This is a genomic window from Rhizobium sp. BR 362 (assembly GCF_036528765.1).
Classification (GTDB): Bacteria; Pseudomonadota; Alphaproteobacteria; order Rhizobiales; family Rhizobiaceae; genus Rhizobium.
In genome coordinates, this window is the sequence record NZ_JARWGH010000001.1 from 207,087 (window position 1) to 230,477 (window position 23,391).

At 58.2% G+C, this 23,391-nt stretch carries 29 protein-coding genes, 1 tRNA gene and 1 pseudogene; 25 read left to right on the forward strand and 6 right to left on the reverse strand.

Going from position 1 to position 23,391, the window contains the following annotated elements:
* Positions 1-132: 132 nt before the first annotated feature.
* The 8 genes from QDY28_RS01010 (at position 133) to QDY28_RS01045 (ending at position 8,373) form a co-directional block, all read left to right on the forward strand.
* The gene (locus tag QDY28_RS01010) at positions 133-1,776 is read left to right on the forward strand and encodes a DUF930 domain-containing protein (RefSeq protein WP_331379852.1); all 1,644 of its coding nucleotides are present in this window, start codon (positions 133-135) and stop codon (positions 1,774-1,776) included.
* A 131-nt stretch (positions 1,777-1,907) separates the two neighbouring features.
* On the forward strand, positions 1,908-2,873 hold the full coding sequence (locus QDY28_RS01015) for a DMT family transporter (RefSeq protein ID WP_331379853.1): 966 nt from the start codon (positions 1,908-1,910) through the stop codon (positions 2,871-2,873).
* A gap of 257 nt (positions 2,874-3,130) precedes the next feature.
* The gene (locus tag QDY28_RS01020; protein WP_331379854.1) at positions 3,131-3,424 is read left to right on the forward strand and encodes a GYD domain-containing protein; all 294 of its coding nucleotides are present in this window, start codon (positions 3,131-3,133) and stop codon (positions 3,422-3,424) included.
* A gap of 142 nt (positions 3,425-3,566) precedes the next feature.
* Complete coding sequence (locus QDY28_RS01025) at positions 3,567-4,223, forward strand: glutathione S-transferase family protein (RefSeq protein WP_331379855.1); 657 nt, start codon at positions 3,567-3,569, stop codon at positions 4,221-4,223.
* Positions 4,220-5,023: an AraC family transcriptional regulator gene (locus QDY28_RS01030; RefSeq protein WP_331379856.1), complete on the forward strand. Its 804-nt coding sequence runs from the start codon at positions 4,220-4,222 to the stop codon at positions 5,021-5,023. Before QDY28_RS01025 ends, QDY28_RS01030 begins: the two co-directional genes overlap by 4 nt.
* A gap of 82 nt (positions 5,024-5,105) precedes the next feature.
* Positions 5,106-5,798, forward strand: coding sequence for a B3/B4 domain-containing protein (locus tag QDY28_RS01035; protein ID WP_331379857.1), 693 nt, complete (start codon positions 5,106-5,108; stop codon positions 5,796-5,798).
* A gap of 148 nt (positions 5,799-5,946) precedes the next feature.
* A complete protein-coding gene (locus tag QDY28_RS01040) occupies positions 5,947-7,176 on the forward strand; it encodes an MFS transporter (protein WP_331379858.1) in 1,230 nt (409 codons plus the stop codon).
* 270 nt (positions 7,177-7,446) lie between these two features.
* Positions 7,447-8,373 (forward strand): LysR substrate-binding domain-containing protein, encoded by a 927-nt coding sequence (locus QDY28_RS01045; protein WP_331379859.1) that lies wholly within the window; start codon positions 7,447-7,449, stop codon positions 8,371-8,373.
* A 14-nt stretch (positions 8,374-8,387) separates the two neighbouring features.
* Here QDY28_RS01045 and QDY28_RS01050 read toward each other — a convergent pair whose 3' ends face one another.
* The gene (locus QDY28_RS01050) at positions 8,388-8,780 is read right to left on the reverse strand and encodes a GNAT family N-acetyltransferase (RefSeq protein WP_331379860.1); all 393 of its coding nucleotides are present in this window, start codon (positions 8,778-8,780) and stop codon (positions 8,388-8,390) included.
* 181 nt (positions 8,781-8,961) lie between these two features.
* Between QDY28_RS01050 and QDY28_RS01055 the strand changes: the two genes are divergently transcribed.
* From QDY28_RS01055 to QDY28_RS01070, 4 genes are all read left to right on the forward strand, one after another.
* Positions 8,962-9,315, forward strand: a complete 354-nt coding sequence (locus QDY28_RS01055; protein WP_331379861.1) for a DUF1428 domain-containing protein — start codon at positions 8,962-8,964, stop codon at positions 9,313-9,315.
* 87 nt (positions 9,316-9,402) lie between these two features.
* Positions 9,403-9,840 carry a secondary thiamine-phosphate synthase enzyme YjbQ gene (locus QDY28_RS01060; protein WP_331379862.1) on the forward strand — a complete coding sequence of 146 codons (438 nt, stop codon included), beginning with the start codon at positions 9,403-9,405 and terminating at the stop codon, positions 9,838-9,840.
* A 176-nt stretch (positions 9,841-10,016) separates the two neighbouring features.
* The gene (locus QDY28_RS01065) at positions 10,017-10,322 is read left to right on the forward strand and encodes a hypothetical protein (protein WP_331379863.1); all 306 of its coding nucleotides are present in this window, start codon (positions 10,017-10,019) and stop codon (positions 10,320-10,322) included.
* A gap of 275 nt (positions 10,323-10,597) precedes the next feature.
* On the forward strand, positions 10,598-10,936 hold the full coding sequence (locus tag QDY28_RS01070; protein WP_331379864.1) for a hypothetical protein: 339 nt from the start codon (positions 10,598-10,600) through the stop codon (positions 10,934-10,936).
* A 129-nt stretch (positions 10,937-11,065) separates the two neighbouring features.
* Here QDY28_RS01070 and QDY28_RS01075 read toward each other — a convergent pair whose 3' ends face one another.
* Entirely contained in the window at positions 11,066-11,809 is a 744-nt protein-coding gene (locus QDY28_RS01075) for an SIMPL domain-containing protein (protein ID WP_331379865.1), read from the reverse strand.
* 164 nt (positions 11,810-11,973) lie between these two features.
* Here QDY28_RS01075 and QDY28_RS01080 point away from each other — a divergent pair.
* The 3 genes from QDY28_RS01080 (at position 11,974) to QDY28_RS01090 (ending at position 13,368) form a co-directional block, all read left to right on the forward strand.
* Positions 11,974-12,049 (forward strand) — tRNA-Ile (locus QDY28_RS01080).
* A gap of 128 nt (positions 12,050-12,177) precedes the next feature.
* A complete protein-coding gene (locus tag QDY28_RS01085; protein WP_331379866.1) occupies positions 12,178-12,690 on the forward strand; it encodes a hypothetical protein in 513 nt (170 codons plus the stop codon).
* A 207-nt stretch (positions 12,691-12,897) separates the two neighbouring features.
* The gene (locus tag QDY28_RS01090) at positions 12,898-13,368 is read left to right on the forward strand and encodes an MEKHLA domain-containing protein (protein ID WP_331379867.1); all 471 of its coding nucleotides are present in this window, start codon (positions 12,898-12,900) and stop codon (positions 13,366-13,368) included.
* A 163-nt stretch (positions 13,369-13,531) separates the two neighbouring features.
* Here the strand turns inward: QDY28_RS01090 and QDY28_RS01095 are convergent, their stop codons facing one another.
* Positions 13,532-13,918 (reverse strand): hypothetical protein, encoded by a 387-nt coding sequence (locus QDY28_RS01095; RefSeq protein ID WP_331379868.1) that lies wholly within the window; start codon positions 13,916-13,918, stop codon positions 13,532-13,534.
* 622 nt (positions 13,919-14,540) lie between these two features.
* A complete protein-coding gene (locus QDY28_RS01100; protein ID WP_331379869.1) occupies positions 14,541-15,332 on the reverse strand; it encodes a S24 family peptidase in 792 nt (263 codons plus the stop codon).
* Between the two features lie 66 nt (positions 15,333-15,398).
* Between QDY28_RS01100 and QDY28_RS01105 the strand changes: the two genes are divergently transcribed.
* The 5 genes from QDY28_RS01105 to QDY28_RS01125 all read left to right on the forward strand — a co-directional run bounded on the left by QDY28_RS01105 (position 15,399) and on the right by QDY28_RS01125 (position 17,430).
* Positions 15,399-15,689, forward strand: coding sequence for a hypothetical protein (locus tag QDY28_RS01105; protein WP_331379870.1), 291 nt, complete (start codon positions 15,399-15,401; stop codon positions 15,687-15,689).
* Positions 15,686-15,937, forward strand: a complete 252-nt coding sequence (locus QDY28_RS01110) for a hypothetical protein (protein ID WP_331379871.1) — start codon at positions 15,686-15,688, stop codon at positions 15,935-15,937. The genes QDY28_RS01105 and QDY28_RS01110 overlap by 4 nt, the downstream gene beginning before the upstream one ends.
* 88 nt (positions 15,938-16,025) lie before the next feature.
* Positions 16,026-16,316 carry a hypothetical protein gene (locus tag QDY28_RS01115; RefSeq protein WP_331379872.1) on the forward strand — a complete coding sequence of 97 codons (291 nt, stop codon included), beginning with the start codon at positions 16,026-16,028 and terminating at the stop codon, positions 16,314-16,316.
* Positions 16,317-16,373: 57 nt separating this feature from the next.
* The gene (locus tag QDY28_RS01120; protein ID WP_331379873.1) at positions 16,374-16,790 is read left to right on the forward strand and encodes a hypothetical protein; all 417 of its coding nucleotides are present in this window, start codon (positions 16,374-16,376) and stop codon (positions 16,788-16,790) included.
* Positions 16,765-17,430, forward strand: coding sequence for a DUF6362 family protein (locus tag QDY28_RS01125; RefSeq protein ID WP_331379875.1), 666 nt, complete (start codon positions 16,765-16,767; stop codon positions 17,428-17,430). Before QDY28_RS01120 ends, QDY28_RS01125 begins: the two co-directional genes overlap by 26 nt.
* Before the next feature lie 42 nt (positions 17,431-17,472).
* On the opposite strand, the gene QDY28_RS01130 is transcribed toward QDY28_RS01125, so the two are convergent.
* Positions 17,473-18,222 (reverse strand): class I SAM-dependent methyltransferase, encoded by a 750-nt coding sequence (locus QDY28_RS01130; protein ID WP_331379876.1) that lies wholly within the window; start codon positions 18,220-18,222, stop codon positions 17,473-17,475.
* A 287-nt stretch (positions 18,223-18,509) separates the two neighbouring features.
* Here QDY28_RS01130 and QDY28_RS01135 point away from each other — a divergent pair, with 287 nt between their 5' ends.
* Positions 18,510-18,695, forward strand: a complete 186-nt coding sequence (locus tag QDY28_RS01135; RefSeq protein ID WP_331379877.1) for a hypothetical protein — start codon at positions 18,510-18,512, stop codon at positions 18,693-18,695.
* Positions 18,696-19,421: 726 nt separating this feature from the next.
* Here the strand turns inward: QDY28_RS01135 and QDY28_RS01140 are convergent.
* On the reverse strand, positions 19,422-19,679 hold the full coding sequence (locus QDY28_RS01140; RefSeq protein WP_331379878.1) for a helix-turn-helix domain-containing protein: 258 nt from the start codon (positions 19,677-19,679) through the stop codon (positions 19,422-19,424).
* Between the two features lie 113 nt (positions 19,680-19,792).
* Between QDY28_RS01140 and QDY28_RS01145 the strand changes: the two genes are divergently transcribed.
* The 4 genes and pseudogenes from QDY28_RS01145 to QDY28_RS01160 all read left to right on the forward strand — a co-directional run bounded on the left by QDY28_RS01145 (position 19,793) and on the right by QDY28_RS01160 (position 23,358).
* The gene (locus tag QDY28_RS01145) at positions 19,793-20,002 is read left to right on the forward strand and encodes a hypothetical protein (RefSeq protein ID WP_331379879.1); all 210 of its coding nucleotides are present in this window, start codon (positions 19,793-19,795) and stop codon (positions 20,000-20,002) included.
* A gap of 189 nt (positions 20,003-20,191) precedes the next feature.
* A pseudogene (locus QDY28_RS01150) lies at positions 20,192-21,211 on the forward strand (IS110 family transposase).
* Positions 21,212-21,676: 465 nt separating this feature from the next.
* Positions 21,677-22,006, forward strand: a complete 330-nt coding sequence (locus QDY28_RS01155) for a hypothetical protein (protein WP_331379880.1) — start codon at positions 21,677-21,679, stop codon at positions 22,004-22,006.
* Positions 22,007-22,269: 263 nt separating this feature from the next.
* Complete coding sequence (locus QDY28_RS01160; RefSeq protein ID WP_331379881.1) at positions 22,270-23,358, forward strand: NAD(P)H-dependent flavin oxidoreductase; 1,089 nt, start codon at positions 22,270-22,272, stop codon at positions 23,356-23,358.
* Positions 23,359-23,391 lie beyond the last annotated feature (33 nt).

The following is a 23,391-nucleotide window of genomic DNA, read 5'->3' on the forward strand; positions in this document are numbered from 1 at the left end:
CTGGCCTTGATGTTTAACACCATATGTTGGGGATCTAGGCATCGTGGGTGCCGCTTATTCGGTAAGATTTGGATGAAATTGTTGAGCGCTTCTCCGTCTGCCCTGCGTCGTCAGCCTTTCGGCCGCTGACCGATGGAGCGCGTTGCCGAACAGCGAAAGCCGGATGAGCGTCGATGGGGACTGATCCCTTCCATCCTGCTGCACATCCTGTTTTTCGCGGCGCTTTTCCTGCTGCCAGTGGTGGCGATGCCGATACCGCAGCCGGAAGACAGCATCCATGTCGAGATGGTGCCGCAGCCCAAGGAGCAGGCAGAAAATGCTGCGACACCGACCGAGCGCTCCGGCCGCGTGCCGACCCCGACGCCCAAGCCTGATCAGAAAGATCCTTCGAAGGAAAAGGCCGCCTCCGCCACCGACAAAACGGAGGGCGAGCAGACCGCCGACAAACTGAGCGACGAGAGCAAGACGAAGACGCAGGAGGGGCCCGCTCCGAATGCTCAGGATCAGGATGCCAAATCCCAGGAACAGGCGCAGGTCGACAAGCCTGCCGATGTGAAGGCCGATCAGCCGGCGCCGGCCACGCAGCCAGGTGATACGCCATCACCGACATCAGCCGATAATCAAACGAAGCCACAAGACCAGACGCCGGCGACAGGCGATCAGACTCAAACGAAGCAGCAAGACCAGACGCCGCCTAACTCCGATCCGGCAACGGAGGCGCAGAAGCAGGACCAGACACCGCCGCCGCAACAGCAAACTGCCGATCAAACGGTGCTGGACGCTTTGGCGGCCGAGGCTGCGGCAGCGGCCAATGCACAGCCGCAGACAAATGTGACGCCGCCCGCAAGCGATGCCGCTTCACAAGAGGCACCGGCAGAGGAAGCAGCGAAGACCGACGCAGAGGCAAAGGCTGCCAAGGCGGATGCCGCAACGTCTGCAACGGATCCGAATTCCAGTGATCCGGCATCGACGCCGATGCCGCAGGAGCTGGCGACGGACCAGGCGTCCGACACCCAGGTTACGGAGCCGGATAAGCCTTCGACGGATCAAGCAGGCATGCAGGCGGATCAAAAGAACGGAGCGGCGTCTGATCCCGTTGCGGGACAATCGAAGACGGCCGAAGGGCAGGTTGACCAGAATGCACAACAGCAGGCTGCGGCTGATCCCAAGGTCGCGCCGGATGTTGCTGTTCCGACGACCGGAGGCGCACAGCCGCAGCAACAATCGCAGGATCAATCGATCTCCGGCACCTCCAACGATTCAACAGCCGGAACCACCTTCGTTCCCGAGCCTCAACCACGACCGCAGCAGTCGTCGTCAGCGGACACTACACAACAGGCGTCGACATCCGGTCCGTCGCAGACCCAGCAAAAGCCTGCGGACAAGACCGGTGGACGACAGGGCAAATTCATCCAAGCCAAGCGCTTCTATTCCGGTACGGAAATGGCGCGTATGTCGAAGGACGAATTGGACGCCTGGAAAAAGCTGCCGCGGCTTGAGCGTGTCAGGCAGCTTTGCAACAGCGAGGAAAAGCTGCAATTCGGGCATGAGCTACGCGCTGTCGGCTTCATAAATTCTGCTCTTTCGCCCGCGATGATTTCCACGACCGGCTTGTATGGCGATGGCGTTGCAATTCAAACGCCAAAAGGATGGCAACAGGTTCAATTCAAATGCCAGGTTGACGAGGATGCTTTGAAGGTTGCCGCCTTTTCATATGCCGTCAAGGGACGCATTCCTGCAAGTCGATTGGAGAAACTGGGCGTTCCGAGCAATTGATGGGCAACACCCGTCTCATCAGCTTGAAACAATAGTTTATCCGCCCGCCAGTCGAAATTCGGGCCGTTTCATCATACAATTGCTCGCAAGTACTTGATTCAGTTTCCCTCCCTTCGCATCGCTCAACTCCAATGACAACGATAATAGTTAATTCCAAGTCGATGGCCGTTGGCCATTCAACGCTGCGTGGCGTCCTCGTGGCATTCGCATCCTATGCCGTTTTCGCCTTCAGTGACGCGTCGATCAAGCTATTGCACGGGACGCTGCCGTCCTACCAAGTAGCCTTCATCGGCGCGCTGTTTGGTTTTGCGGCCATTCCCTTCCTGAAGAGGCGCGGAGATGATTGGCTCGATGTCGTCAAGACAACGAACCGGCCATTGTGGATGCTGCGTTTCGCCTGTGGCGCGATCGGCACCATATGTTCGATCGTGGCTTTCACAAAGCTGCCGATGGCAGAGGCTTTCGCGCTGCTGTTCCTGCTGCCGTCGTTCGTCACTATTCTTTCCGTCGTCTTCCTCAAGGAGGATGTGCGCTGGCAGCGCTGGACAGCGGTTATCCTTGGATTCGTCGGCGTGCTCATCGTGCTGCGGCCAGGCTTTCGCGAGCTTTCGATCGGCCATCTCTGCGCGGCGATCGGCGGCGTGAGCGGGGCCGTCTCGATTGTCATCAATCGCGCACTGGGCTCGAAGGAGAAGCGCATCTCGCTTTATGGCGCGGTGTTGTTCGGCACGCTCATCGTCAGTGGATTGCTGATGCTGACGGAGATGACGTGGCCGACAGCGTGGCAGTGGATATTCCTCGCGAGCTACGGCCTTCTCGGCGCCGCCGGCACCGTTCTGCTGATGAGCGCAGCGCAGTTGGCGCCGGCCAATCTCGTCGCGCCGCCGCAATACAGCCAGATGATTTGGGCGATCGGTTTCGGCTATCTGCTGTTCAAGGACAGTATCGACCTGGCGATGGCGCTCGGCATTGTCCTCATCATTTTTTCCGGCCTGCTGACGCTCGCGCGCGAGCGCAAACGCGGCACACGCCTGCCGGCTGCCGTTGTTGCGGCCAATACGCAAGGCGCCTTGGCCGCCGAGACATCGGATAGATGATGTGCCTGGCCTGCGATCGGATCGCATCACGGCGTCACCCGAATGAATGGGGATTAGGTTTATTGTCGCCGAAGGGTGACAAGCCTATGGTTGTCAGGCGCGACCTGCGTTGACGAGACGGTGCCCGAAACACCAGGGCGGCGCGTAATTCCGAGAGCCAGGCTGGTTTTTTCTGGGCTTACGTGTGGATCAAACCGTTACTGCGTCATCTGCCTGCCCGTCTCGATGGGTGCGCGGCGCAGCGGAGGAGGTGTGAGATGACCACTTATATCGTTCTGCTCAATTGGACCGATCAAGGAGTGCGTGGCGTAAAGGAATCGCCGCGGCGGCTGGACGCTGCCAAGAAGCAGTTGCAAGAGATGGGCGGTTCGTTCAAGCAATTTTTCCTGACCATGGGCGATCACGACATGGTTGCCGTCTGCGAGGCGCCCGATGATGCGGTGATGGCCCGTTTCGCCCTGACGCTTGGGATGAACGGCAACGTGCGATCGCGCACGCTGAAGGCTTTTCCGGAGGCTGCTTACCGCGAAATCATCGCGTCTTTGGGATAGTGTTGGGGCGATCTTGACACTGTTGAAGCCCGGTCAGCGGCGGCTGACCGGGGAGCTGGAAGACGTGGCCAACCGTGTTGCCATTGACCCCGACGACCGACTTCGAAAAGATGCCGGCTGATGAACGGAATGGCGTTGCGATATGGAAAAGCCTTGCCTTTTTGGTGCAGATTATAGCGTCTACGTGCGAATTGCCCGGCTTGCGCTGCTCGAGAAAGGCGTTGAGCATCAAAGGGTGCCGATCGACGTTTTCGCCGAGGGCGGGCCGCCGGCATCCTATCTCGAGCGCCATCCGTTCGGGCGGATTCCGGCTTTCGAGCATGGCGATTTTCGGCTCTATGAGACGGCTGCGATCACGCGCTATGTCGATGAGACATTCGATGGGCCGCGCCTGCAGCCTGCGGCGCCTCGACAGCGGGCGCGGATGAACCAGATCGTCAGCATTGCCGACGGATATCTCTATCCTCATCTCGTGTGGGGCATTTGCGTAGAACGGGTCTCCAAGCCGGCCAAAGGCATTGCCGCCGACGAAGAGCGGATTGCCGCAAGCCTGTCCAAAGCCGCAATCAGCCTTGCCGCTCTTTCCGACCTGATCGGCGATGCTCCCTGGTTTTGCGGTCCGGAGCTGACGCTTGCCGATCTCTATGTGGCGCCAATGTTCGACTATTTCCTCATGGCGCCGGAAGGATGCGAGATGATCGAGCATCATCCGAAATTGGCGTCATGGTGGTCGCGTATCGCTGCCCGGCCGAGCGTCAGCATGACCAATTTCAGCAGGCCGGAAGGGGGGCACGCATGAGATCCGGCCAGTTCAGAATGCTTCGCTCTTCTCTAGCCGGCGTCGAGGCCGTGGCGGCGGCGACCGGACATAGCTTTCCCAAGCATACGCATGATCAGTTCGGCATCGGGGTCATCGAACGCGGCGCGCAGGTATCGCTGAGCGGGCGTGGGATGGTGCGGGCTGAAGCCGGCAATGTCATCACTCTCAATCCGAACGAGGTGCATGACGGCATGCCGGTTGGCGAGAGCCGGACTTGGTCGATGCTCTATTTCGATCCGCGGCTGATGACAGATCTTCTGGGCGACGTCGGAAAAGACGGGGAGAGGGAGTTTCCTTCTCCCGTCATTCGAAACGGACAGATCGCGGGGCGATTCAAAGCCCTGTTTTCGATAGTGACCAGTGAGGGCAGTCCGGAAACTGCGCTGCGGCGAGATGGGCTGTTGCTCTCGCTTGTTGCGGACGTGATGCGGGAGCAGCGGCAAGCGGATGAGGGTGCCGACGCTCCTGCGGCAATCATGCGTGCCCGCAACCTCATCGACGATGATCCGGCAGCATCCGTGACGCTTGCCGATCTCGCCGAGGTGAGCGGGCTCAGCCGTTTCCAGCTCCTGCGCGGTTTTGCCAAGGCAACCGGGCTCACGCCACACGCCTACCTGCTTCAGCGCCGCATCCTTCGCGCGCGAGGGCTGATCGCTGGGGGCATGCCGCTTGCTGAAGCGGCTTTTGCCTGCGGTTTTGCCGATCAAAGCCACATGACTCGGGTCTTCGTGCGTAATTTTGGCGTGTCGCCCCGCACTTACGCCGACACGAAGCGCTGAAAGCATCTGCAATTTTGTTCAAGACCGACCGCCAGCTTCGAGGTTTTCTTCTGCTCCAATCAGAACCATGCAGAGGAAAGTCATGTATTTCCGCCATTCGAAAGAGATGTGGAACGAATTCCCCGATCTGGTCCCCGGCGCACTTTTCGTGGAAGGGATCACCGCGGACGCGGCCGTTGCCGATCGTATTGCGAAGTTCCAAGCGATTGCCGGCGAGCGGCTGGCGGCCAGTTGGGAGGGCGAGATGCCGGAGATCCAGGCCTGGCGGCGCACTTTTTCGAGAATGGGGTTGAAGCCGACGCAATATCGCTGTGCGTCCGAGGCTTTGCTGAGGCGATTTCGTCAGGAAAAATCGCTGCCGCAATTGCATCCGCTTGTCGATCTCTGCAACGCCATCTCGATTACTTTCGCCATTCCTATTGCTGTCTTCGATCTTGCGAAAATTTCCGGCAATCTCGAAGTCAGGCACGCGACCGGCAACGAGACTTATCTGACCTTCGCCGGCGAAATGGAGCATCCGGAGCCGCGCGAAGTAATCTTTGCCGATGAGGTCGGCCAAGCGCATGCGCGGCGCTGGACCAATCGTCAAAGCGGCCTTTCCGCCGTTCGCGAGGAGACGCGATCCGTGCTGATCGTTGCCGAGGCCATGCATGAGGCGGCCGGCAGCGATGTGCCGAGATTGATCGCGACCCTTGCCGCAGAACTTGCCGCCGTATGGTCGGCCGAGGTCAAATCTAGGGTGCTTAGTTGCTCTTCACCACGATTTGATCGGTAGCTCTTCAAGCTTTCGCGGCAAATGCCGATCAGAAACAAAAATGCAGTTGACAAGCCCGGCATTCGGGCAGAGCAGGGGACGTCGATAAACATTTCATATTGCTCATAAACTTGCTCTGGGTGCTGCGCCTGGAGCCGAAGAAAGACATATGGACACCCTGCAGAGCCAAGGCCGGGCAAGCGCGCTCGGTCATCCCGGATATCGTTCCTTCGCCGCCTCTCGCGTCTTTTCCTCCATCGGTTTCCAATCGGTGACCGTTGCCATGGGCTGGATGATCTACGATCAGACGCATAGCGCCTTTTTCCTTGGCCTCGTCGGCTTCTGCCAATTTTTGCCGATGGTGATCCTGACCTTCATCGTCGGTCATGTTGCCGATCGGTTTGACCGCCGGCGGATTGGCCTGGTCTGCCAGCTAATCGAAGCCTTGACGGCGCTGGTGCTTGCAATCGCCGTCTGGCAGCATTGGATCGGTCCGGCCGGCATCCTTGCTGCAGTCGCCGTCATGGGCGCTGCCACTGCCTTCGAACGTCCGACCATGGCGGCGCTATTACCGAATATCGTGCCGCCGTCGATGTTGCAGATAGCGATCGCCACCTCCACATCCATGATGCAGACGGCCTTCATCATCGGTCCGTCGCTCGGCGGTCTGCTCTACGGCGTCAGCCCGATCGCGCCTTTCGCGGTATCTGCCGTGCTGTATGTCATCGCGAGCCTCAATGTCATTTCGATCCGCGTCGAGCGACAGCAGCCGTCGTCGCGGGAACCCGTGACACTGAGGTCAGTCTTTGCCGGCGTCTCCTTCATCAGGAGCCGGCCGGTGATGATGGGCACGATCTCGCTTGATCTCTTCGCCGTGCTGCTCGGCGGCGCCACGGCACTGCTGCCGATGTTCGCACGCGATATCCTGCATGCCGGGCCATGGGGTCTCGGGCTTCTGCGCGCCGCACCCGCAATCGGTGCTTTGGTCATGTCGATCTGGCTGGCGCGCCGACCGCTGCAAACGGATGTGGGCAAGAAAATGCTGCTCGCCGTTTTCGTTTTCGGGATCGCGACCGTTGTCTTCGCATTATCGAGCAACATCATCCTCTCCGTCGCAGCGCTGCTTGTCGTCGGCGCGTCGGATACGGTCAGCGTCGTCGTGCGCAGTTCGCTGGTGCAACTCCTGACACCGGACAATATGCGGGGCCGCGTCAATGCCGTGAATTCCCTGTTCATCGGCACGTCCAACCAGCTTGGCGAATTCGAATCCGGCATGCTCGCCAGTGTGCTTGGCCCGGTTCTCACGGGCATTGTCGGCGGTCTCGGCACGATCGTGGTCGTCCTGCTCTGGATGCGGATTTTTCCGGATTTGACCAAGGTCAAAACACTCAAGGGATAAGGCGCTCTCGGCCAGTCCGATGTCTCGCTGAAGGTGGGCGTTGATCGAGAAGATACTTTCGCGTCCAGCTTTCTTTTCGGCGCGCAGCTTTCCGATATAAGCAGATGCACGGAGCAGCCGGCTGATCCACTTCTGAAGGCGACACATCGGCGTGAATCCATGAATGTTTCTCATCTGTCATAAGCCTCTTGGTCTTATGACGCAGAAAAGTACGCCTGCGCATTTGCCGTGTATAATGAAGCGTGCATCGATCTTACATGAAGGATTTTCATGGGAAAAAGACCGCTTCCGCCGTTGGCCGTGTTGCAGACATTTTGCGCCATCGTTGAAACCGGCGGTTTTGGCCGTGCGGCCGAGCGGATGGGACTGACGCAGACTGCGGTCAGTCACCAGCTTTCACAGCTTGAAGGCTGGATCGGCGGCAGGCTTTTCGATCGCGGCCGCTCAGGCGCGAGATTGACGCCGCTCGGTGCACGTCTCCACCCGGCGATTGTGGAGACGATCTCTCAATTGGAGACGGCGCTTTATCAGGCGCGGGCGAGTGTATCGGTTCGCACGCTGACGCTGTCGGTGACGCCGGAATTTTCCAGCCAATGGCTTGCTTCGAGGCTGGGGGATTTCTGCCAGCACTACCCCGACATCGAGCTGAAGATGGTTGTCGGCTATCAGCGACCCGATTTCCGGCCTAAGGGCGTCGATCTTGCGATTTGGCTCGGGCGAGCGGAAGCCGGTCTCGTTGTCGAAGAATTGCTGATGGACGAGGAGTTCGTCGTCAGCTCGCCAACACTGTCCGAGCGGCTGCCGAAGCGCAACGCCATAAAAGCCGCACCGCTGCTGCGTTACACCGGCATGCGGCACACCGTGCTGGATTGGCAGCGTTGGTACGAACAAGTGATTGCTCATGACGATGACGGCGGAGTGGCCGATTTTGATATTGGTCACGCGGCGGAGAACGGACCTTCATTCGAATCCTTTGCCGATATGCTTGCGGCATGTCGGGACGGCCTCGGCTTTGCGCTCGTTCGCAGTTCTCTTGTCGCCAAAGACATTGCGGAGGGGCAGTTGCTGCGTTGTTTCGTGGAGGTTCAGCCGGCGGCCGTCAGCTACAATCTGCTTTATCCGCCAAATGCATTGCAAAACCCGGCGGCGGCATTGTTTCGCACATGGCTGATATCGCGGGTCAACGCAGCGGCTTGAGAGGCCGATCGCCGTCAGTCGCGCAACCTGATCAAGCCGGCCCCTGTCGCCGCAAAGCCAAGCTTCCTATAGAAGCCGGCGAGATGTGGTTCGAAATCGACATGCAGCCACTCCGCGCCGCGTTTGCGCGCAACGTTCGTTGCCATTTCGACAAGTCGGGTCGCTATTCCCTTTTGACGGAAGTCCAGCGCGACGCAGGTATCGAGAATAAAGGCATGTATGCCGCCATCCCAGGCAACGTTGACGAAGCCCACCAGGCGCGCTCCGTCGAACGCGCCGATATGGGCGAGGCTCCTCGATAGAATGACCGAGAAATCTCGCGCGGCTGCTTCGTTCCAAGCCGTATCCCACAAGGCGTTGAGCGCCGCGTTTTCAGGGTAGGGATCGATCCTGAATTCGATCGTCATAACGTCCCTCGTTGATTGTCATTGAAACCGCAGTGCCCAGCTTATCCGCATAGCAAGCGGCTGCAGTTGGGGCATAAGGCTGACGATATCAGGATCATTGGAATGGAAAAGTGCATAACATGTCGGATCGCGCTATAGTCAATCGTCTTTTGGGGGTGGAAACAAAACAGAGGAGATTGCTATGCCCTATGTGGATGGTTTTGTTATTGCCGTTCCGAAAGACAAGATCGAAATCTACAAGGCGTTGGCGCGGAAGTCCGGCGATGTCTGGAAGGAATATGGTGCGCTTAGCTACGTTGAATCTGTCGGAGATGACGTGCCCTATGGCGAGCTGACATCGTTTCCGCGTTCCGTTCTGGCCAAGGAAGACGAGGTCGTGATCTTTTCCTGGATCACCTATGAATCTCGCCAACACCGCGACGCCGTGATGGAAAAAGTCATGGCCGATCCGCGGCTGAAGGACGAGATGGCGAACATGCCCTTCGATGGCAAGCGCATGATCTATGGCGGCTTCGATATCTTTCTGCAGCTCTGATTTGTGTCGGCGACAGTGCCTGGGCTTGACTTTCCGGGCGCCGCGCCCGACCTCAAGCGCATCGCTGCGATTACAATCGGAGATGCCATGCCGCAGACCGTCATTACACTGTCGACTCATGGCCAGGGACTTTACGAGTTCACTGACCAAGCGGCGGAATTCGTCCGTGCAGCGACTTCGGCAGGCTCAGCATCGGGTGAGGGCCTGCTCACCGTCTTCGTCCGCCATACCTCCTGCTCACTGCTGATCCAGGAGAATGCCGATCCTGACGTGCAGACAGATCTCAACGCGTTCTTCCGCCGGCTCGTGCCATCTTCTTCCGACCCCTCGATGCGCTGGATCGTACACACCGCCGAGGGGCCGGACGATATGCCTGCCCATATCAAGGCGGCGCTGACGCAGGTGTCGATCGGGATTCCCGTGATGCGCGGCCGTCTGGCGCTTGGCACATGGCAGGGCATCTACCTTTTCGAGCATCGCGACCATCCGCACCGGCGCGAAATCGTGCTGCATCTTTCGAGCTGACGCTGCGAAGTTTCCCGTTAACCGATCGTCAATTATGCTGAATACAATCTGAATGGACAATTCTCGTTCGGTTCAGCTTGGCTGACCTAATGTGCCTTCAATCCAGAGACGCGGCAAAGTATCGAACCAATTCGGGATCGCAACGATCCGCAGTAGGACTTGAAGGAGAAACATCCATGATCGGCATTTTCGCCAAGGCGGGCATTGCAGCCCTCATCACACTCGGCGCGGTCTCCGCTACCGTTTCCACCGCCTCGGCCAACGATCTTTCAGCGACCATTCATCAGGTGCGTTACGACCCGCATCGCGGCCGCATTTGCTCGCCCATAACAGCCGTTCAGAAAGCTCGGGCCATGGGGCTGCGCCGCGCCCGAATCCAGAATATCACCCCGCGCCGCGTCGCCGTTGAAGGTTTTGGCCGACATGGTCCGGACCGAATCGTTTTCGCCAACGTGCCGGGCTGCCCGCTGATTCACCGCTGATCGTGAACCGCGGCAGATAGCGGAGCCGTTTAGTCACGTCGTGCTGCCGCGGCAATGTTTCAAGATTAGGAGAGTCGTCCTCATAAAAGAGGGTGGCTTTTATTTTCTGTTGTCCGGCGAGTCGGCCACTGGTCTGGCTTTTGCTTTCATTGTACCTGAATAGCGCATGAACGGCTGATTCTGAACTTGTTCATTATCGTGCCATTACTCCCGAGACATTCCCTCAGGTGATGCGCAAGCGCACGAGGGAACACCTTTCGTTCCATGGAGGACAAATGAAGCAATTGTTGGCAAAGCTGGGGATCGCTGGCGCGGTCGCCGTTACCGCGCTGTCGGGGACTACGGGATATGCTTCCGCCCAGGGCGTCGATATCTATATCGGTCCGGGCCGGCACCGGCCGCCACCGCCGGATTACGATATCCCGCCGCCGCGCTACGAGCGCCGTGGCTGTGATCCGCGCGAAGCCATGGGTGTTGCACGCAGCTACGGCCTGCACCGCCCTCGCGTGGTCGACGTAACGCCGCGCCGCGTCATTGTCGACGGTTTCGGCCGCCGTGGCCCCGACACGATGATGTTCGCCAATGTTCGTGGCTGCCCGCTGATCGGCCGCTGATATCGTCTGCGGACGCGCAATTGCGTCCGACGGCCACCGCCTGACGCTTTCGCCTTATCGGCGGGGGCCACGAAACCGCCCTTTGCTCGGTCTCATCGGATTTGAGCGAAGGGCGGTTTTGTTTTGGGGCTATTGCTGGATTGCGTAGGTTATGCTGACCGCGGCGTTATAGGTGTTTTCGCCACTTGCCACCGGCACCGCCTTTTCTGCAGACGCCATGGCTATGGATTGACGCACATAGGGCTGCGGCGGCGTGACGATGGCACCTTCCTTGATCGAAATGACATGGCCGAGCTTGACGCCTGCCGCATCTGTCAAGGTTTTTGCCTTCGCCGCGGCATCTGCCACGGCGTTTTTCCGGGCCTCTTCCAGGGCCGTATCCGGCTTATCGTTGGTAAACTGAATATCGCCGCCCTGATTGATGCCGAGGTTGACGGCCTGATCGAGGAGGGCGCCGAGCTTGGAGAGATCCCGCACGCGCACCGTCAGCCCATTGGTCACTTGATAGCCGGTCAGCGTCGGCGGCAGAGACTGGCCGTTCTTGTCGTTCTGATAGTCATATTGCGGCTGGATCGAGAAGCCCGATGTTTGAAGATCGCGCTCTGCAATGCCTCTATCCTTCAGCGTTGCCAGCACAGCGCCCATCGCCTTGTTGTTCTGATCGAGCGCATCCTGCGCCGCTTTCGCCTGTTTGACGACCGAGAGGGTGACGACGGCCATATCCGGCGCGATTGCGGAATGTCCCTCGCCAGTGACCGTGATGAACGCCTCGCGCGGTTTTGCTTCCTCTGCGAAACTATGGGTGGCGGGCACGAGGAGAGTCGTGCCGAGAAAAGCGGCAAAAACAAAATCTCTGGTTTTCGTCATGGGCATGGCTCATTCCTTGGTTGGTGTTTCCTTGAGGTTCGCTTTTGCGGATTGATTGTGAAGGTATTGCGGCAGTCCCTTGTGGGAAAAGACGAATTGGGCTAGAGCCAAGTCGGCTCCCGGGGAACCATTGCTCCGGCGCTGCATGCACGATCATTTTTCATCGTGCCGGGCCTGTAGCTCAATGGTTAGAGCCGGCGGCTCATAACCGCTTGGTTGGGGGTTCGAGTCCCTCCGGGCCCACCATTCTTTTCTCTAAGTAATTGTTTATTTTGCATGTTTCATATTCGTCGCCCCTTCTCTCCGGATATCGTCTCTGAGCGGGATACTTTTGCTTTCGTTTTGCTCTGCGACCAAGAGGAGTCACGCCGCCCTTGTGGTTAGCGCCCAACGGCATGGTGCTGTTCAAATTTTCGTACATTCCAGCAACCATCCTCCGCTTCGCGTGTTCTTCACACAGTCTTGAGGAGGACCAGAGAATGAAAACGACCCTATCTATTGCCGCCCTGACAATATCGCTTTCGGCTGGCGCCGCTTTCGCCCAACAAACTCCGGATACAGCGACGCCGACGCAGCCGGCTCAGCAGCCAGCTCAACCGCCAACTCAGACTGAAACGGCACCATCGACAAACTCGCCGCAATCACCGCCATTGGCACAGCGCCGGCCTGATGACGACGCCATGAAGCGCGATTGGCACAGGGGCTCAATGGGTCGTCATCCGATGGCCTCCAAGGCGGCTCGTTTCCGCATCGAGGACGGCGACGTCAAAATAGAGGTCAGATGTGCCGAAGACGAACCAATGAAAGCATGTGCAGACGAGCTAAATCAAATTCTGAACAGGCTCGAAGGACGCCGGTCTTCGTCGGGAGACGACGACTATCAATAGGCCTAGCGGCGATCGAAATTGATTGCGGAAGGCTTTTCGATTCTCCTTTCGTCTAAACCGTCGATTTTCGCCGATTGCGGTTGTCGTCGGGTCACAATGTCTTGAATTTCTAAGCGAGACCGATTCACTTATCAGCGAGATTTCCTGTTTGGTTTCCAGCACATCCGGCCTAAAGAAAGCCGGATGTGCTCAACAGGAAAGATATCCATGGCCATAAGCCCGGAACGCAATGCCTCCGATCTGTCGGTTGATCCTGAATTTTTTGATCTACTCACTGGAAGTTACGCCCGTATCGTCGGGTCGCTTCTCGTCGGCGAAGGGCAGGGACCGAGCTGGCTCTATTACGATGCTCCTTTCGTGGTGGTGGCGCACAACACCGATGCCGACCCGCGTTTCATTTATGCCAATAAAGCTGGTCAGGCTTGTTTCGAATATCCCTGGGATGAATTCATCACTTTGCCATCGCGGCTTTCGGCGGAACTACCCAACCGGGCCGAACGGCAGCAATTGTTGGATGCGGTTACGCGGGACGGCTTTATCTCGGGTTATCGCGGACTGCGGATCACAAAGTCGGGACGGCGCTTCTGGATGGAAGACGGCATTGTCTGGCAGCTCATCGACCGCGACGGAAACCGGCGTGGGCAGGCGGCGACCTTTTCGAAATGGAAGGATGTATAGGCAGAGTCTGTCGCAGTCCCGAGCTTATGGCAGTGGAGATATGCCACTCCATTTCGCCGTGCCGACATCAGGTGTGCCGGCATGGCAGCTTCTCGGTTGCGGATAGGCGGAACTTTAGGCGATTGATTCCCATCCTGTTTCAGAGCAGGGAAACAGCCGGGTATCATGCCATTGGCGCCAACGCTCTTTCCGGTTCAATTTTGCGATATATGTCGTAGTCATCCTCCTTAGACTGTTCATACTCGCTGGCGAAAAGCTCGGCGGCATGACGGCCATCAGGCGTTTTGTCGTTTTCGATCACCGCAGCGATACGGCGGAACAGTTCGGTCTCAAAACTGCCTGCGTTGCTGAACGGGTGCGGCCGTGCCAATCTCGCGCCACCATCCAAGCGGATCGCCGAGACATAAAACTCGCCATCATAACCGTCTCCCGCCGATGTCAACTCGGCGCAGCCATAAAGCAGCAGGCCGGTTTCCCAACGATCGCAGAGATTGATGGTGAGCTCGTCGAATGAATATTCGCAGGAGAAAATATCGCCAGGCTTCATCATGCGGCCATTCGTGCAATGGACGCACGTGATTTGGCGGACAGGCAATGGATCTCTTCCGTTAGCATGGCCCGATCCCTAGCGATCGACATTCTGAATGGCCGGGCCTCGATGCGCAGCAATTCCAGTCTCAAGTTCGCAATGCGGTCGGCGCGGCTCTGGTCTTCGGTTTTGGTCGCATCGGTTGCTTGCTCGCGCGACCATGTCCAAGCTGTCGAGAGGGCGCGCGAACCATTTACGCCGCGCTGCCGCGGTCGAGTGCCGGCGCAACCGCGTGTCGCGGCGATAGAGCGCCCACGCAGTCGTCATGACATCGGAATTCGCAGGCATGAATGGCATTTTCCCTTTCTGCAGCCGGGGCTGCACATCTACGTTCGTCCGATCGCGATCCGGTTTCGCTGACTTCACGCAATATCTCTGGACTTGCGCGGGCTCATTCCGTCTCGGGCCGATCGGCTCACGAAAGGCAAGCTGTCATATGGCACGATATATGTCAACATAATTTGTGTCTATCGGTTGCAAAACACACACAAATAGTGTTCATCTATGTCGGCTGGAGACGGCCGGCCGATTCCAGTTTAGATGGAAGCCGACGGGTGATGTCGCAGGAAAGAGCGGTTCTGCTTTACTTCCTGGCAATGTGTCCGCAGATGCGCCCGATGATCGTCAGCCGTGCTAATTCCACCGTAAAGGTTTCCAGCGCGGAGTTGTCGGAGATGATCCTGACCTGGCTGGGTTGGGTGAAAGGCACACGCTGAAGGCGTTTGATCTGCGGCTCGGAATAGCCATCACTGATGGCGTAGACTGTATCGGTCGTCATTTGGTTCTGCGAGAGATCGACGACGACGCGGTCGCCCGGCATGTAGGTGGGCTGCATGGAATCGCCGATCACCTCCATGATGATGGTGTGGTTCGGCGATGCCTTCGCCTCATTGCGCAGATAGCCGGAGGGAATCAGCCATTCGGCGACGATTTTATGGCCAGCTACAGTGCCTGCGCCCACCGGCAGATTGATGACTTCGCCCACGGTGCCGCTGCCAGCGCCGAGTTTGACGTCCACCTCCGGCATCGCGCCTTCGATCTTCGGCTGCCAATGCTCGCGGCTATAGCTGAAGTCTTCGCCGCCTTCGACAAACCCTTCAGTGTATTGTTCGTCGGGATCGAAGGAGGTGACCACCATACGGGGGCCTGGTCGCTCTACTTTCCTTGGCCCTTCGCCGGTTAGAAGATAGCCGGCGGTGGTGCCGAACTTCTTTGCATAACGGTCGGCGATTTCGGGGCCGAATTCGTTCTGGCCGTTTTCGTGCGCACGATATGTGGACAAGCCAATACCGAGCGCCTCCGCCGCCTTTGTCGCCGAGGGATAATTTGCGGCTTCGCGCGCCGCCTTCAATCGTTCGCCCATGGATTTTTGCATGATCCGACACTCGCAAAATAATTAACATAAATCATGTTGACATCGACATTAATAACAACATATTTTGTGTCCATCAAGATGCCGGCGGTGAAATTTGCTGCAGGCTTAAGTGCCGAGGCGGAGGACGTCCGGCGAAACGACGATTTTGGGAGTGATCGTATGATCTCGACAAGGAAGGGAACAAAAGTGGGTTTGAGCTCACGTTATTTCGATTTCTTCTGGGGCTGCCCCGGCTTTGGCCGTGCATTGTCGCTCGGAGAGGTGATCGAGCGGCACTGTGAAACTTGCGACGAGAACGTCGAGCCGACGGAAATATCCGATCGCGACAGCGAGCCCAGTATGGAGAAGGCGGTATGAGCGAGATGATTCAAGGTCTTCTTGCCTGTTTTGGCGCTGCGCTTTTCTTCCTCTGCGTTCTCGCTGCTCTGGAGCCGATCATTTCGTCTTCGAGGCTTGCCGGTCAGGAGGATGACGCCAGCGGCGCGCCGGAGGGTGATCTGGTCCATTTCCGGATGCGCAAGGATGAGCTTCAGCCAAAGGCCAATTCAAGCGAACGCCGGGCATTTTGGTCATTCGGATTGCCGTCGATATTCCGCGCTCGGTGACATAGCGCGAACCGCCTACTGCCGGGCGTTTGAACCACTTTCAAAACTTAATTCGAAGACCTGGTCGAAGTGGCCACAGGAGGTTTCCATGAACGAATTTCAAATCGGTACCGAAGCTGTCGCCGGAGGTCATCTCGGCTGGATACGCAAGGTCCACCGCGCCACGAATGAAGTCCTCAAGGACCATCGCGGCGAGCCCATCATCTTCCCGACCCAGGATGCGGCCAAGGCAGCCGCCGGCGAGGCAATGGTTGCCTATCTCAACAAGCCGATGCTGCGCGACGGCGCGAGGGTGGAGGCGATGTCCAAGGCGGAAGCCCTGTTCAAGCCGCGGCATCCCTTTGCCGATGCCGGTGTGGCGAACGGAAAGGTGGCGTGACCAAGCGGTAGCCGTTGATTGCGTTCATTTTTCTTCCGGAGGGGAGACGATATAGTCATGAGCAAAGGCAGGCTCGATATTCTTCTCGACGGGCTCGGCATCAAGCTCGTGCCCGTTCATCGCCGCCGCGCGCCGGCGCAAAGCCATGCCCGCGGCACCATGCAGGAAATTCGCGGGCAGCACGGCGACGGGCATCTGGTTTTCGTATTGCGCTGTATTCGCCAGACCGGCAACAACCGCGATGAACTGTGGTCGGATACGATCGGAGCCGTATCCGACATCCTGGTTCAGCGACAGGATTGGGCGCTGCATCGGCCCGGTGATCTGCTGGCCGCCTTCGATGATATCGCCCTTGGCGCTCTGCGCGCCGATTCGGTGGCGCGTCGGCCATGGCCGGTGCGCGCCACACTTCGGATTTTGATCTATCGGGAATTGGAGAAGCGACTTGATGCACCACAGCGCCTTGCAGTTTGACGATTTTTCCGAACGCGCGGCCGAGATCGCCGATCTAAGCCTCATCGTTCGAGCCCGCTTCGTCGAGGCTGCCGATACGATGATCCATCTCGACGTGCGGGGCGTACGCCCGGACCGGGTGCGCACGCTTTGGCCGGATGTTCTTCCCGAACCGACAGACCACGCCGACACCCGCATCCGCTATCGTCCGAACGCGGCGGCTATCAGCCGCGCCGAAGAAGTGCTGCAGGACTGGCTGCTGACCCATGTCGGAGATCAGGAGTGCCGCATCCTGCTTTCCCGATGGTCGGTCTGTCTTGCCGCGCCTCATATTGTCGGTTCCTTCCGCGATTTCTGCGTCAGGACCGGCCGGGTGAGGCGAACGGCGGAACGGCGCATCCAGAGCGCATTTCAAAACGTTGCCAGTGCGCTGCTTGCGGTTTCGCCCTCGCTGCAGGAGCCTAATTGGTCACGCATATCGCCGATGATGCCCAATTCGGCCGGCAGTTTCGAGCGAGTGAAAGCACCGCCCGTAAAGCATGAGACGCATTGGCTGCCGGAAGATTCAAAGCCGGTTTTCGATGCGGCCAGCCCGGAGCTGGCGGCGTTGGCGAAGCGGCTGGAGCGAGAGAATCGGCGGCGTGCAAAGATGAAAGCTTAGGTTCGCGCTATCGGCGCTGGTACAAACCCAGGGGCTTCGTCGTCAGGACTGATCTTCATCGCCTCGGCTTTGCCGGGGCGTTTTGCGTTCAAACGCAAAGACTCCGCTCGGCCTCCCGCCAGTGGCGGCGCCAAAATCCGGCACGGCATATTCTGCCAGCAGCCGGAGCCGCCGATGCGGCAGATAGGCGCGCCAGGGATCCCCGATCAGCACATCGATGCCTTGTTCCAGGCAGCGGTCAAGAAATGCCGTGACGCATTCAGCAAGTGCGGCGTCATAGAAGAGGTCGCCAACGCAGACGATGTCGGTGGCGGGAGGCTCGCCTTTGGTCAGATCGGCCAGAACAGGTATAACCGTGATTTTATTGACAGCGGCATTCAGCCCCGTCGCCGCGATCGCATAGGGATCCACATCGGCCGCGATCACCTCCGCTGCGCCGGCCTTTGCCGCTGCTATGCCGACAATGCCGGAGCCCGCGCCGAGATCGAGCACGCGACGGCCAGAGACGACTTCAGGCCGATCGAGAAGATATCGCGCCAGTACCAACCCTCCACCCCAATGATGCGCCCAATAGGGTGAGCCAAATTCCGGATCCTGCTCGGCAAGTCGCCACAGGCCGCTTTGCGGTCCGGCCTTATACAGGCGAATCTCCGGAGCTGAAGGGACAGGCTGGATGGGAAGATTGGAAGAGATGAAATCCCGTGCGGCGTCGATCTTCGAATCCCATTCGCTCACAGGCGGGAGCTGTGAGAGATTTCGATCGGACCGATATCGATCTTGGTTGTTGGTCATCCGTTTTGTCTGACGCTGAAGCCTATTTAAAGGGTAAAGGGAAGCAATCTGGCTCCGGTCGTCGGACGACAGAGTGGGATTTTTCTCGTGATTTCAAGTGATTATCTGGGCTATATTCAAAGATTTTCCAATCCTTGCAGCCGCGTCATCGATCAAGGGTGTCGCCAATTGCGCCGATTTGGGGTATTCATTTTGGCATGATGAGAATAGTTGCAGCGACTTGACCGCAGGCGGCTCACTGTCAGCCGCTTGTTTCCTTTCAACGTTCCATCGGAAATTCCAAAAGCATGTCCACTGCCGACAAGCCTGTCGTGCTGCGCAAGCCGCGTGCGCGCCGGCGAAAAACCGCGTCCGCCGGCGACACGCCGCTCGACTATATGCTGAAAGTCATGCGCGATGACGAGGCGGATCAGAAACGGCGGGATAAATTAGGACCAATCACATGGCACAGCTCCACCAAGGAACCACTGTAAGCGGGTAAGCGATCCCACACAGCGAGGCAGCGGCAGGTGCCGCAGCAGGCACGCTCCAGTCGACGGGGGAATCGGAAATGCCCGCGCGTTTTAGCGCTAGCGCCACGGTTGGGGAGACATGACTGGACTGCGCAAATGACCGGTAGGGGTGCAATCATTGTAAGAAAGACCGCCTCTTGAGGCACGCACGGCCGTTACTGCTCGATGTATGCGAGAAGTGCATCACCGACGTCCTGCGGTAATGGCAGCCGAACTTGCCGGGGCGCTTTGCCGCTCAGGCGCAGCACACCAGACGTTCATTCCATATCGTCGAGCCTGCGTGCGGCCACGCCCGGCCCGTAGTCCCAGACGAGCCAGCAGGAGCAGGATTGCACGGTCCCGCAGGCGGCCTCTGGCGAGTTGATCGCACGATGCGATGACACGTTCGACATCGGCGGCTGCAAGATACCGCGGCAACGACGAAAGGCGCCACTGCAAGACTGGCGGAATGGCGTGATCGAGGTTGGGCCGGCACAAGCCGGCACCCGCGAGGTAGCGAAGATAGCCGCGCAAGGCGCTTGTTATGATTCTCAGGTGAGCCGGCGCGGTTCGCTCGCGCCACTCTCGGACAACATTACGGATCAGGGCGGCATAATAGTCGAGGGTCGCCGCGCCGAGCTCCGGCAACAGCTCACGATAACCCTGAACGTCCGACGCTTGCGTTGTAGCAGCCGCGAGTTACGACATCTAAGAGCGTCGACCAGGGCGGAGGTTCTTGGGTGGTCGCTCGCCACCAGCAGGCTCAACCAATAACTCGTAAACTTTACAGTCTAGCGCGTTCGCGATCTTCCCTAAAGAATCTATACCGAAATTCACCCGTTTACGCTCGAGTTGAGAAATTGATACGCGCTCCAAGCCAGCTTCGAGTGCCAGGCGCTCTTGGGAGAGGCCTCGTTCGACACGAAGCTTACGCACATTCCAAGCAAGGAGATCACGTGGCGTCATTGCGTCACATGACCATTTTGTTCAAAATTAAATAACTGGCTATTATATACGGAAACTGTATTCTTGTCGGATCGGGATCATACAAGCACTTCAAACAGTCTAGGAGATGAAGGATGAGTGGGGACTACGTCGTTATCGAGAGCTGGAACGCTTTGACCGAGGCGGAAGCATTAGAGGCGGCGATCAAGAAGTACAGGAAAGATGGCCCCGCCTCGGTTGCCTGGTGCACACTCGATGCCTGGTTCGATCGCGGCCCTGAATACCGGTTTTGGTTCAAACTGTTCCTGAAACTTACGAACCAGCAGCATGTCGGCAGGGCGTAGGCCCGCGAATATTGGGATGCGTCAATTCTTCCGCCCGTATCAGTACCAGAGCGATACACGGGGTAATCGCGGCGCGATCCCCTCGGTCATGCTCCTGGATGATGGCGGATTTGGCTGGGTTGCCCCCGATAAGATGGAAATACGGGCTCACGATTCGAACCAGGCCCAAGGACCAAATGGGAGGCAACCATGGACCAATATATGGGACTCGACGTTTCGTTGAAAATACTGCGACGGCCATTCGTGAAGATGGCAAGCGGATCTGGCGAGGAAAATGGCTCCTCCGATCCGCATGTTCTGGCGCAGATGATCCGCAAGCATGCTCCGAACGTCAAACGCGTCGTCTTCAAGACCGGACCGCTCTCGACGTGGTTCTATCATGCACTGACGGCGGAGGGACTGCCGGCGATTTGCATCGAAGCGCGGCACGCGCAGAAGGTTCTGGATGAGATGCTCAACAAGACGGATGCCAATGATGCGGATGGCCTGGCCCAGCTAGCCGAAGCCGGAGGTTCGGGTCAGGTCATTCGACAGCATGTTGACGCGCACGCTGGTCGGGGCACGCAATCAGCTCCTGAGCATCTCAACTCAGCTCAGCAACCAGATCCGGGGGCTATTGAAGACGTTTGGTCTGATTGTTCCCAAAAGTAAAGGGCGGGCATTTGATGGTCATGTGAGAGAGCTTTTGAGCGGCAATGATGACTTTGCACCGATTGTAATGCCGCTGCTTGAGGCGTGGCGTGGTATCCGTATGCAGGCAGCAGATCTGGACCGCCAGCTATTGGCAGCGGCAAGGAAGAGCAAGGCTACGAAGCTTCTAATGACGATCCCGGGTATCGGTGCCGTTACGGCAATTTCCTACGTTGCAGCGATTGAAGATCCGGCAACTTCAAAACCTCGCGCTCGGTTGGCGCCTGGCTTGGACCGACAACGCGGCGCTACCAGTCGGGAGAGGCCGACTATGACGGTCATATCTCCCGACGAGGTGACAATCATCTTCGGGGCCTGCTTTACGAAGCAGCGGTGGTGATCCTCACGAGAACCAGCGCCAGAACGGAAAGCAGTCTCAAAGACTGGGGAACGAGGCTGCGTGAGCGGTTGGGCTTCAAGCGCGCTACGGTGGCGGTCGCCAGGAAGCTTGCCGTCATCATGCACAGCATGCTCACGACGGGAGAAGTCTTCAACGCATCGGCTGGCGCTAGCTCATAAGTGAGCGCTGGCCCTCATTTCTCGGCGCGTCAAGTCTGATTTGATGCACTGGCCGTCCCTGCTGCGGACGTGGGTTCGATCATTCCGGTTGGGGAGTTGCAGCCCATTAAGATTGCGCGCAATACATAGGAAGATCGCAACCTGCGAAGACCCATTATGCGGCGACGCTCGGTTTTCCTTAGTGAGATACCTACGTTGTCTATCCGTCCTAAATCTCTCAAAGTGTAAACCACTAAAGTTGACGTCGTTTCAATTTAGAAGCGCGACCCGATCCGGCTGCTGAGAGGTTTTGCTCTCAATTTCCTAGTTTTGATCCGTTTGAAGCGGCGGTGGTTAATATTACCCACGATTGGCTCTCCAGCTTCGCGAAGCCTCAGCCGCAGCCGTCAAAATCATGGCGCCTTTACTGGCAAACATCGCCGGAAGGAAGCCGTAGTTCCAATCCAGAGGTTTTAGAGGCACGTCATGACAGTGAACGAATTTCTCGATTCGCTTGGCATCAAGGTCGGCGTCGCCATCGCTGGCCTCTCTGGCGGCATCTTGTACGGCCTGTCACGTCGTCGATATACTATCCGGGAAGTCGCTGCGTCACCTATTTGCGGGGCGCTGGCAGCGGTTTATCTGACGGAGCCTGCGCTTTACTATTTGCGCGCGATCAATTGGCCGCTGCCGCAAAGGGACGCCGCAGCCATGAATGCGACAGCCTTCGTGGTTGGTATCTGCGCCATGTGGATCGCCGACCTGATTTTTAATTCGATTTCCCGATGGATTCGCGGTGGAAGGTCCGTTCCTTGATCACCCCGTGATATGTCGCATCATCGCATTTCAGCCTCCCCGGTGGATGCGTCGATTTCCCTATACCGGCAATTTCCCTGTCTCCCTCTCCCTAGCAGGAGAGGGACTTTTTTGCGTTTGTTGAGGCAAGTAAGTCGAGTCCGCAGTATGAGGTCTTGGGTCCGTCGACAAATGCAATGGATTCATCTGCACTAATCATTATCGCCGTCGCCATTGGGCTGTTAATGATGGCTGATGGATACCGAAGACGAAAGGCGCCTGCGATGATCCCATGGCCAGATACCCGGATTCTCGACCTCTTCCACATCGACATTCCCATCATCCAGGCACCTATGGCCGGCGCGACGACGCCGGAGATGGTGGTTGCGGTGAGCGAGGCTGGCGGGCTCGGGTCCCTGCCGAGTGCACAGTACAATGCCGAGCAACTCCGCGCGGCTTTGGATATGATACGAGCGGCGACGAAAAAACCGATTAATGTGAACTTTTTCGCGCACACTATGCCTGAAGACGATCCCGCTCGACACATGGCATGGCGGGCACGGCTCGCCCCTTATTATGTCGAGGCGGGCCTTGATCCCGCCGCACCCGTTCCGGCTGGTGGCCGAGCGCCGTTCGATACCTCCTTCTGTGAAATCGTGGAGTCCTACCGACCCGAAGTCGTCAGCTTTCATTTCGGGCTGCCTGATGCAGAGCTGCTCCAACGGGTACGGGCAACCGGAGCGAAGATCATCTCCTCGGCGACCACAGTGGCAGAGGCGCGGTGGCTTGCCGAACGTGGCGTCCATGCAGTCATTGCCATGGGCTTGGAGGCAGGTGGCCATCGCGGCAATTTCCTGACGCAGGATATGACAACGCAGGTCGGCACAATGGCCCTAGTCCCGCAGATTGCCGATGCTGTCACGGTCCCCGTCATTGCCGCTGGCGGAATCGCAGATGGGCGCGGAATTGCTGCCGCTTTTGCGCTTGGTGCTTCCGCAACGCAAATCGGCACAAGCTATCTGTTTACGCCCGAGGCCAAAATTCCTTCGGTTCACCGCGCGGCTCTGGAACACGCGCGCGATGACAATACCGCTTTGACCAATGTTTTCACGGGTCGGCCGGCAAGGGGTGTGATGAACCGCATTATGCGCGAGGTAGGACCACTTTCGCACCTTGCGCCGGCATTTCCCACGGCCGGGGGCGCCTTGGCACCATTGCGCGCCAAGGCCGAGGCGGCGAGTTCCGGAGATTTCACCAATCTCTGGTCCGGCCAAGCCGCAAAACTGGCGCAGTCACTCCCGTCGGCCGAGCTAACCGCTCTTTTGGCGAATGACGCACTCGCGCTTATGAAACGGCTCGGAAGCGCGGATTAATCGAGTAAATCAAAAAACACGATATAAAACAAA

Bases quoted from the DNA above. Each gene is read 5' to 3' on its own strand.
- QDY28_RS01035 (WP_331379857.1), top strand. From the start codon at position 5,106: ATGTATTTCCGCCATTCGAAAGAGATGTGGAACGAATTCCCCGATCTG.
- QDY28_RS01120 (WP_331379873.1), top strand. From the start codon at position 16,374: ATGAGCAAAGGCAGGCTCGATATTCTTCTCGACGGGCTCGGCATCAAG.
- QDY28_RS01095 (WP_331379868.1), bottom strand. From the start codon at position 13,918: ATGATGAAGCCTGGCGATATTTTCTCCTGCGAATATTCATTCGACGAG.
- QDY28_RS01155 (WP_331379880.1), top strand. From the start codon at position 21,677: ATGACAGTGAACGAATTTCTCGATTCGCTTGGCATCAAGGTCGGCGTC.
- QDY28_RS01010 (WP_331379852.1), top strand. From the start codon at position 133: ATGGAGCGCGTTGCCGAACAGCGAAAGCCGGATGAGCGTCGATGGGGA.
- QDY28_RS01045 (WP_331379859.1), top strand. From the start codon at position 7,447: ATGGGAAAAAGACCGCTTCCGCCGTTGGCCGTGTTGCAGACATTTTGC.
- QDY28_RS01025 (WP_331379855.1), top strand. From the start codon at position 3,567: ATGGAAAAGCCTTGCCTTTTTGGTGCAGATTATAGCGTCTACGTGCGA.
- QDY28_RS01040 (WP_331379858.1), top strand. From the start codon at position 5,947: ATGGACACCCTGCAGAGCCAAGGCCGGGCAAGCGCGCTCGGTCATCCC.
- QDY28_RS01050 (WP_331379860.1), bottom strand. From the start codon at position 8,780: ATGACGATCGAATTCAGGATCGATCCCTACCCTGAAAACGCGGCGCTC.
- QDY28_RS01160 (WP_331379881.1), top strand. From the start codon at position 22,270: ATGATCCCATGGCCAGATACCCGGATTCTCGACCTCTTCCACATCGAC.
- QDY28_RS01070 (WP_331379864.1), top strand. From the start codon at position 10,598: ATGAAGCAATTGTTGGCAAAGCTGGGGATCGCTGGCGCGGTCGCCGTT.
- QDY28_RS01060 (WP_331379862.1), top strand. From the start codon at position 9,403: ATGCCGCAGACCGTCATTACACTGTCGACTCATGGCCAGGGACTTTAC.
- QDY28_RS01110 (WP_331379871.1), top strand. From the start codon at position 15,686: ATGAGCGAGATGATTCAAGGTCTTCTTGCCTGTTTTGGCGCTGCGCTT.
- QDY28_RS01115 (WP_331379872.1), top strand. From the start codon at position 16,026: ATGAACGAATTTCAAATCGGTACCGAAGCTGTCGCCGGAGGTCATCTC.
- QDY28_RS01130 (WP_331379876.1), bottom strand. From the start codon at position 18,222: ATGACCAACAACCAAGATCGATATCGGTCCGATCGAAATCTCTCACAG.
- QDY28_RS01135 (WP_331379877.1), top strand. From the start codon at position 18,510: ATGTCCACTGCCGACAAGCCTGTCGTGCTGCGCAAGCCGCGTGCGCGC.
- QDY28_RS01030 (WP_331379856.1), top strand. From the start codon at position 4,220: ATGAGATCCGGCCAGTTCAGAATGCTTCGCTCTTCTCTAGCCGGCGTC.
- QDY28_RS01020 (WP_331379854.1), top strand. From the start codon at position 3,131: ATGACCACTTATATCGTTCTGCTCAATTGGACCGATCAAGGAGTGCGT.
- QDY28_RS01015 (WP_331379853.1), top strand. From the start codon at position 1,908: ATGACAACGATAATAGTTAATTCCAAGTCGATGGCCGTTGGCCATTCA.
- QDY28_RS01140 (WP_331379878.1), bottom strand. From the start codon at position 19,679: ATGACGCCACGTGATCTCCTTGCTTGGAATGTGCGTAAGCTTCGTGTC.
- QDY28_RS01125 (WP_331379875.1), top strand. From the start codon at position 16,765: ATGCACCACAGCGCCTTGCAGTTTGACGATTTTTCCGAACGCGCGGCC.
- QDY28_RS01090 (WP_331379867.1), top strand. From the start codon at position 12,898: ATGGCCATAAGCCCGGAACGCAATGCCTCCGATCTGTCGGTTGATCCT.
- QDY28_RS01145 (WP_331379879.1), top strand. From the start codon at position 19,793: ATGAGTGGGGACTACGTCGTTATCGAGAGCTGGAACGCTTTGACCGAG.
- QDY28_RS01100 (WP_331379869.1), bottom strand. From the start codon at position 15,332: ATGCAAAAATCCATGGGCGAACGATTGAAGGCGGCGCGCGAAGCCGCA.
- QDY28_RS01065 (WP_331379863.1), top strand. From the start codon at position 10,017: ATGATCGGCATTTTCGCCAAGGCGGGCATTGCAGCCCTCATCACACTC.
- QDY28_RS01075 (WP_331379865.1), bottom strand. From the start codon at position 11,809: ATGCCCATGACGAAAACCAGAGATTTTGTTTTTGCCGCTTTTCTCGGC.
- QDY28_RS01055 (WP_331379861.1), top strand. From the start codon at position 8,962: ATGCCCTATGTGGATGGTTTTGTTATTGCCGTTCCGAAAGACAAGATC.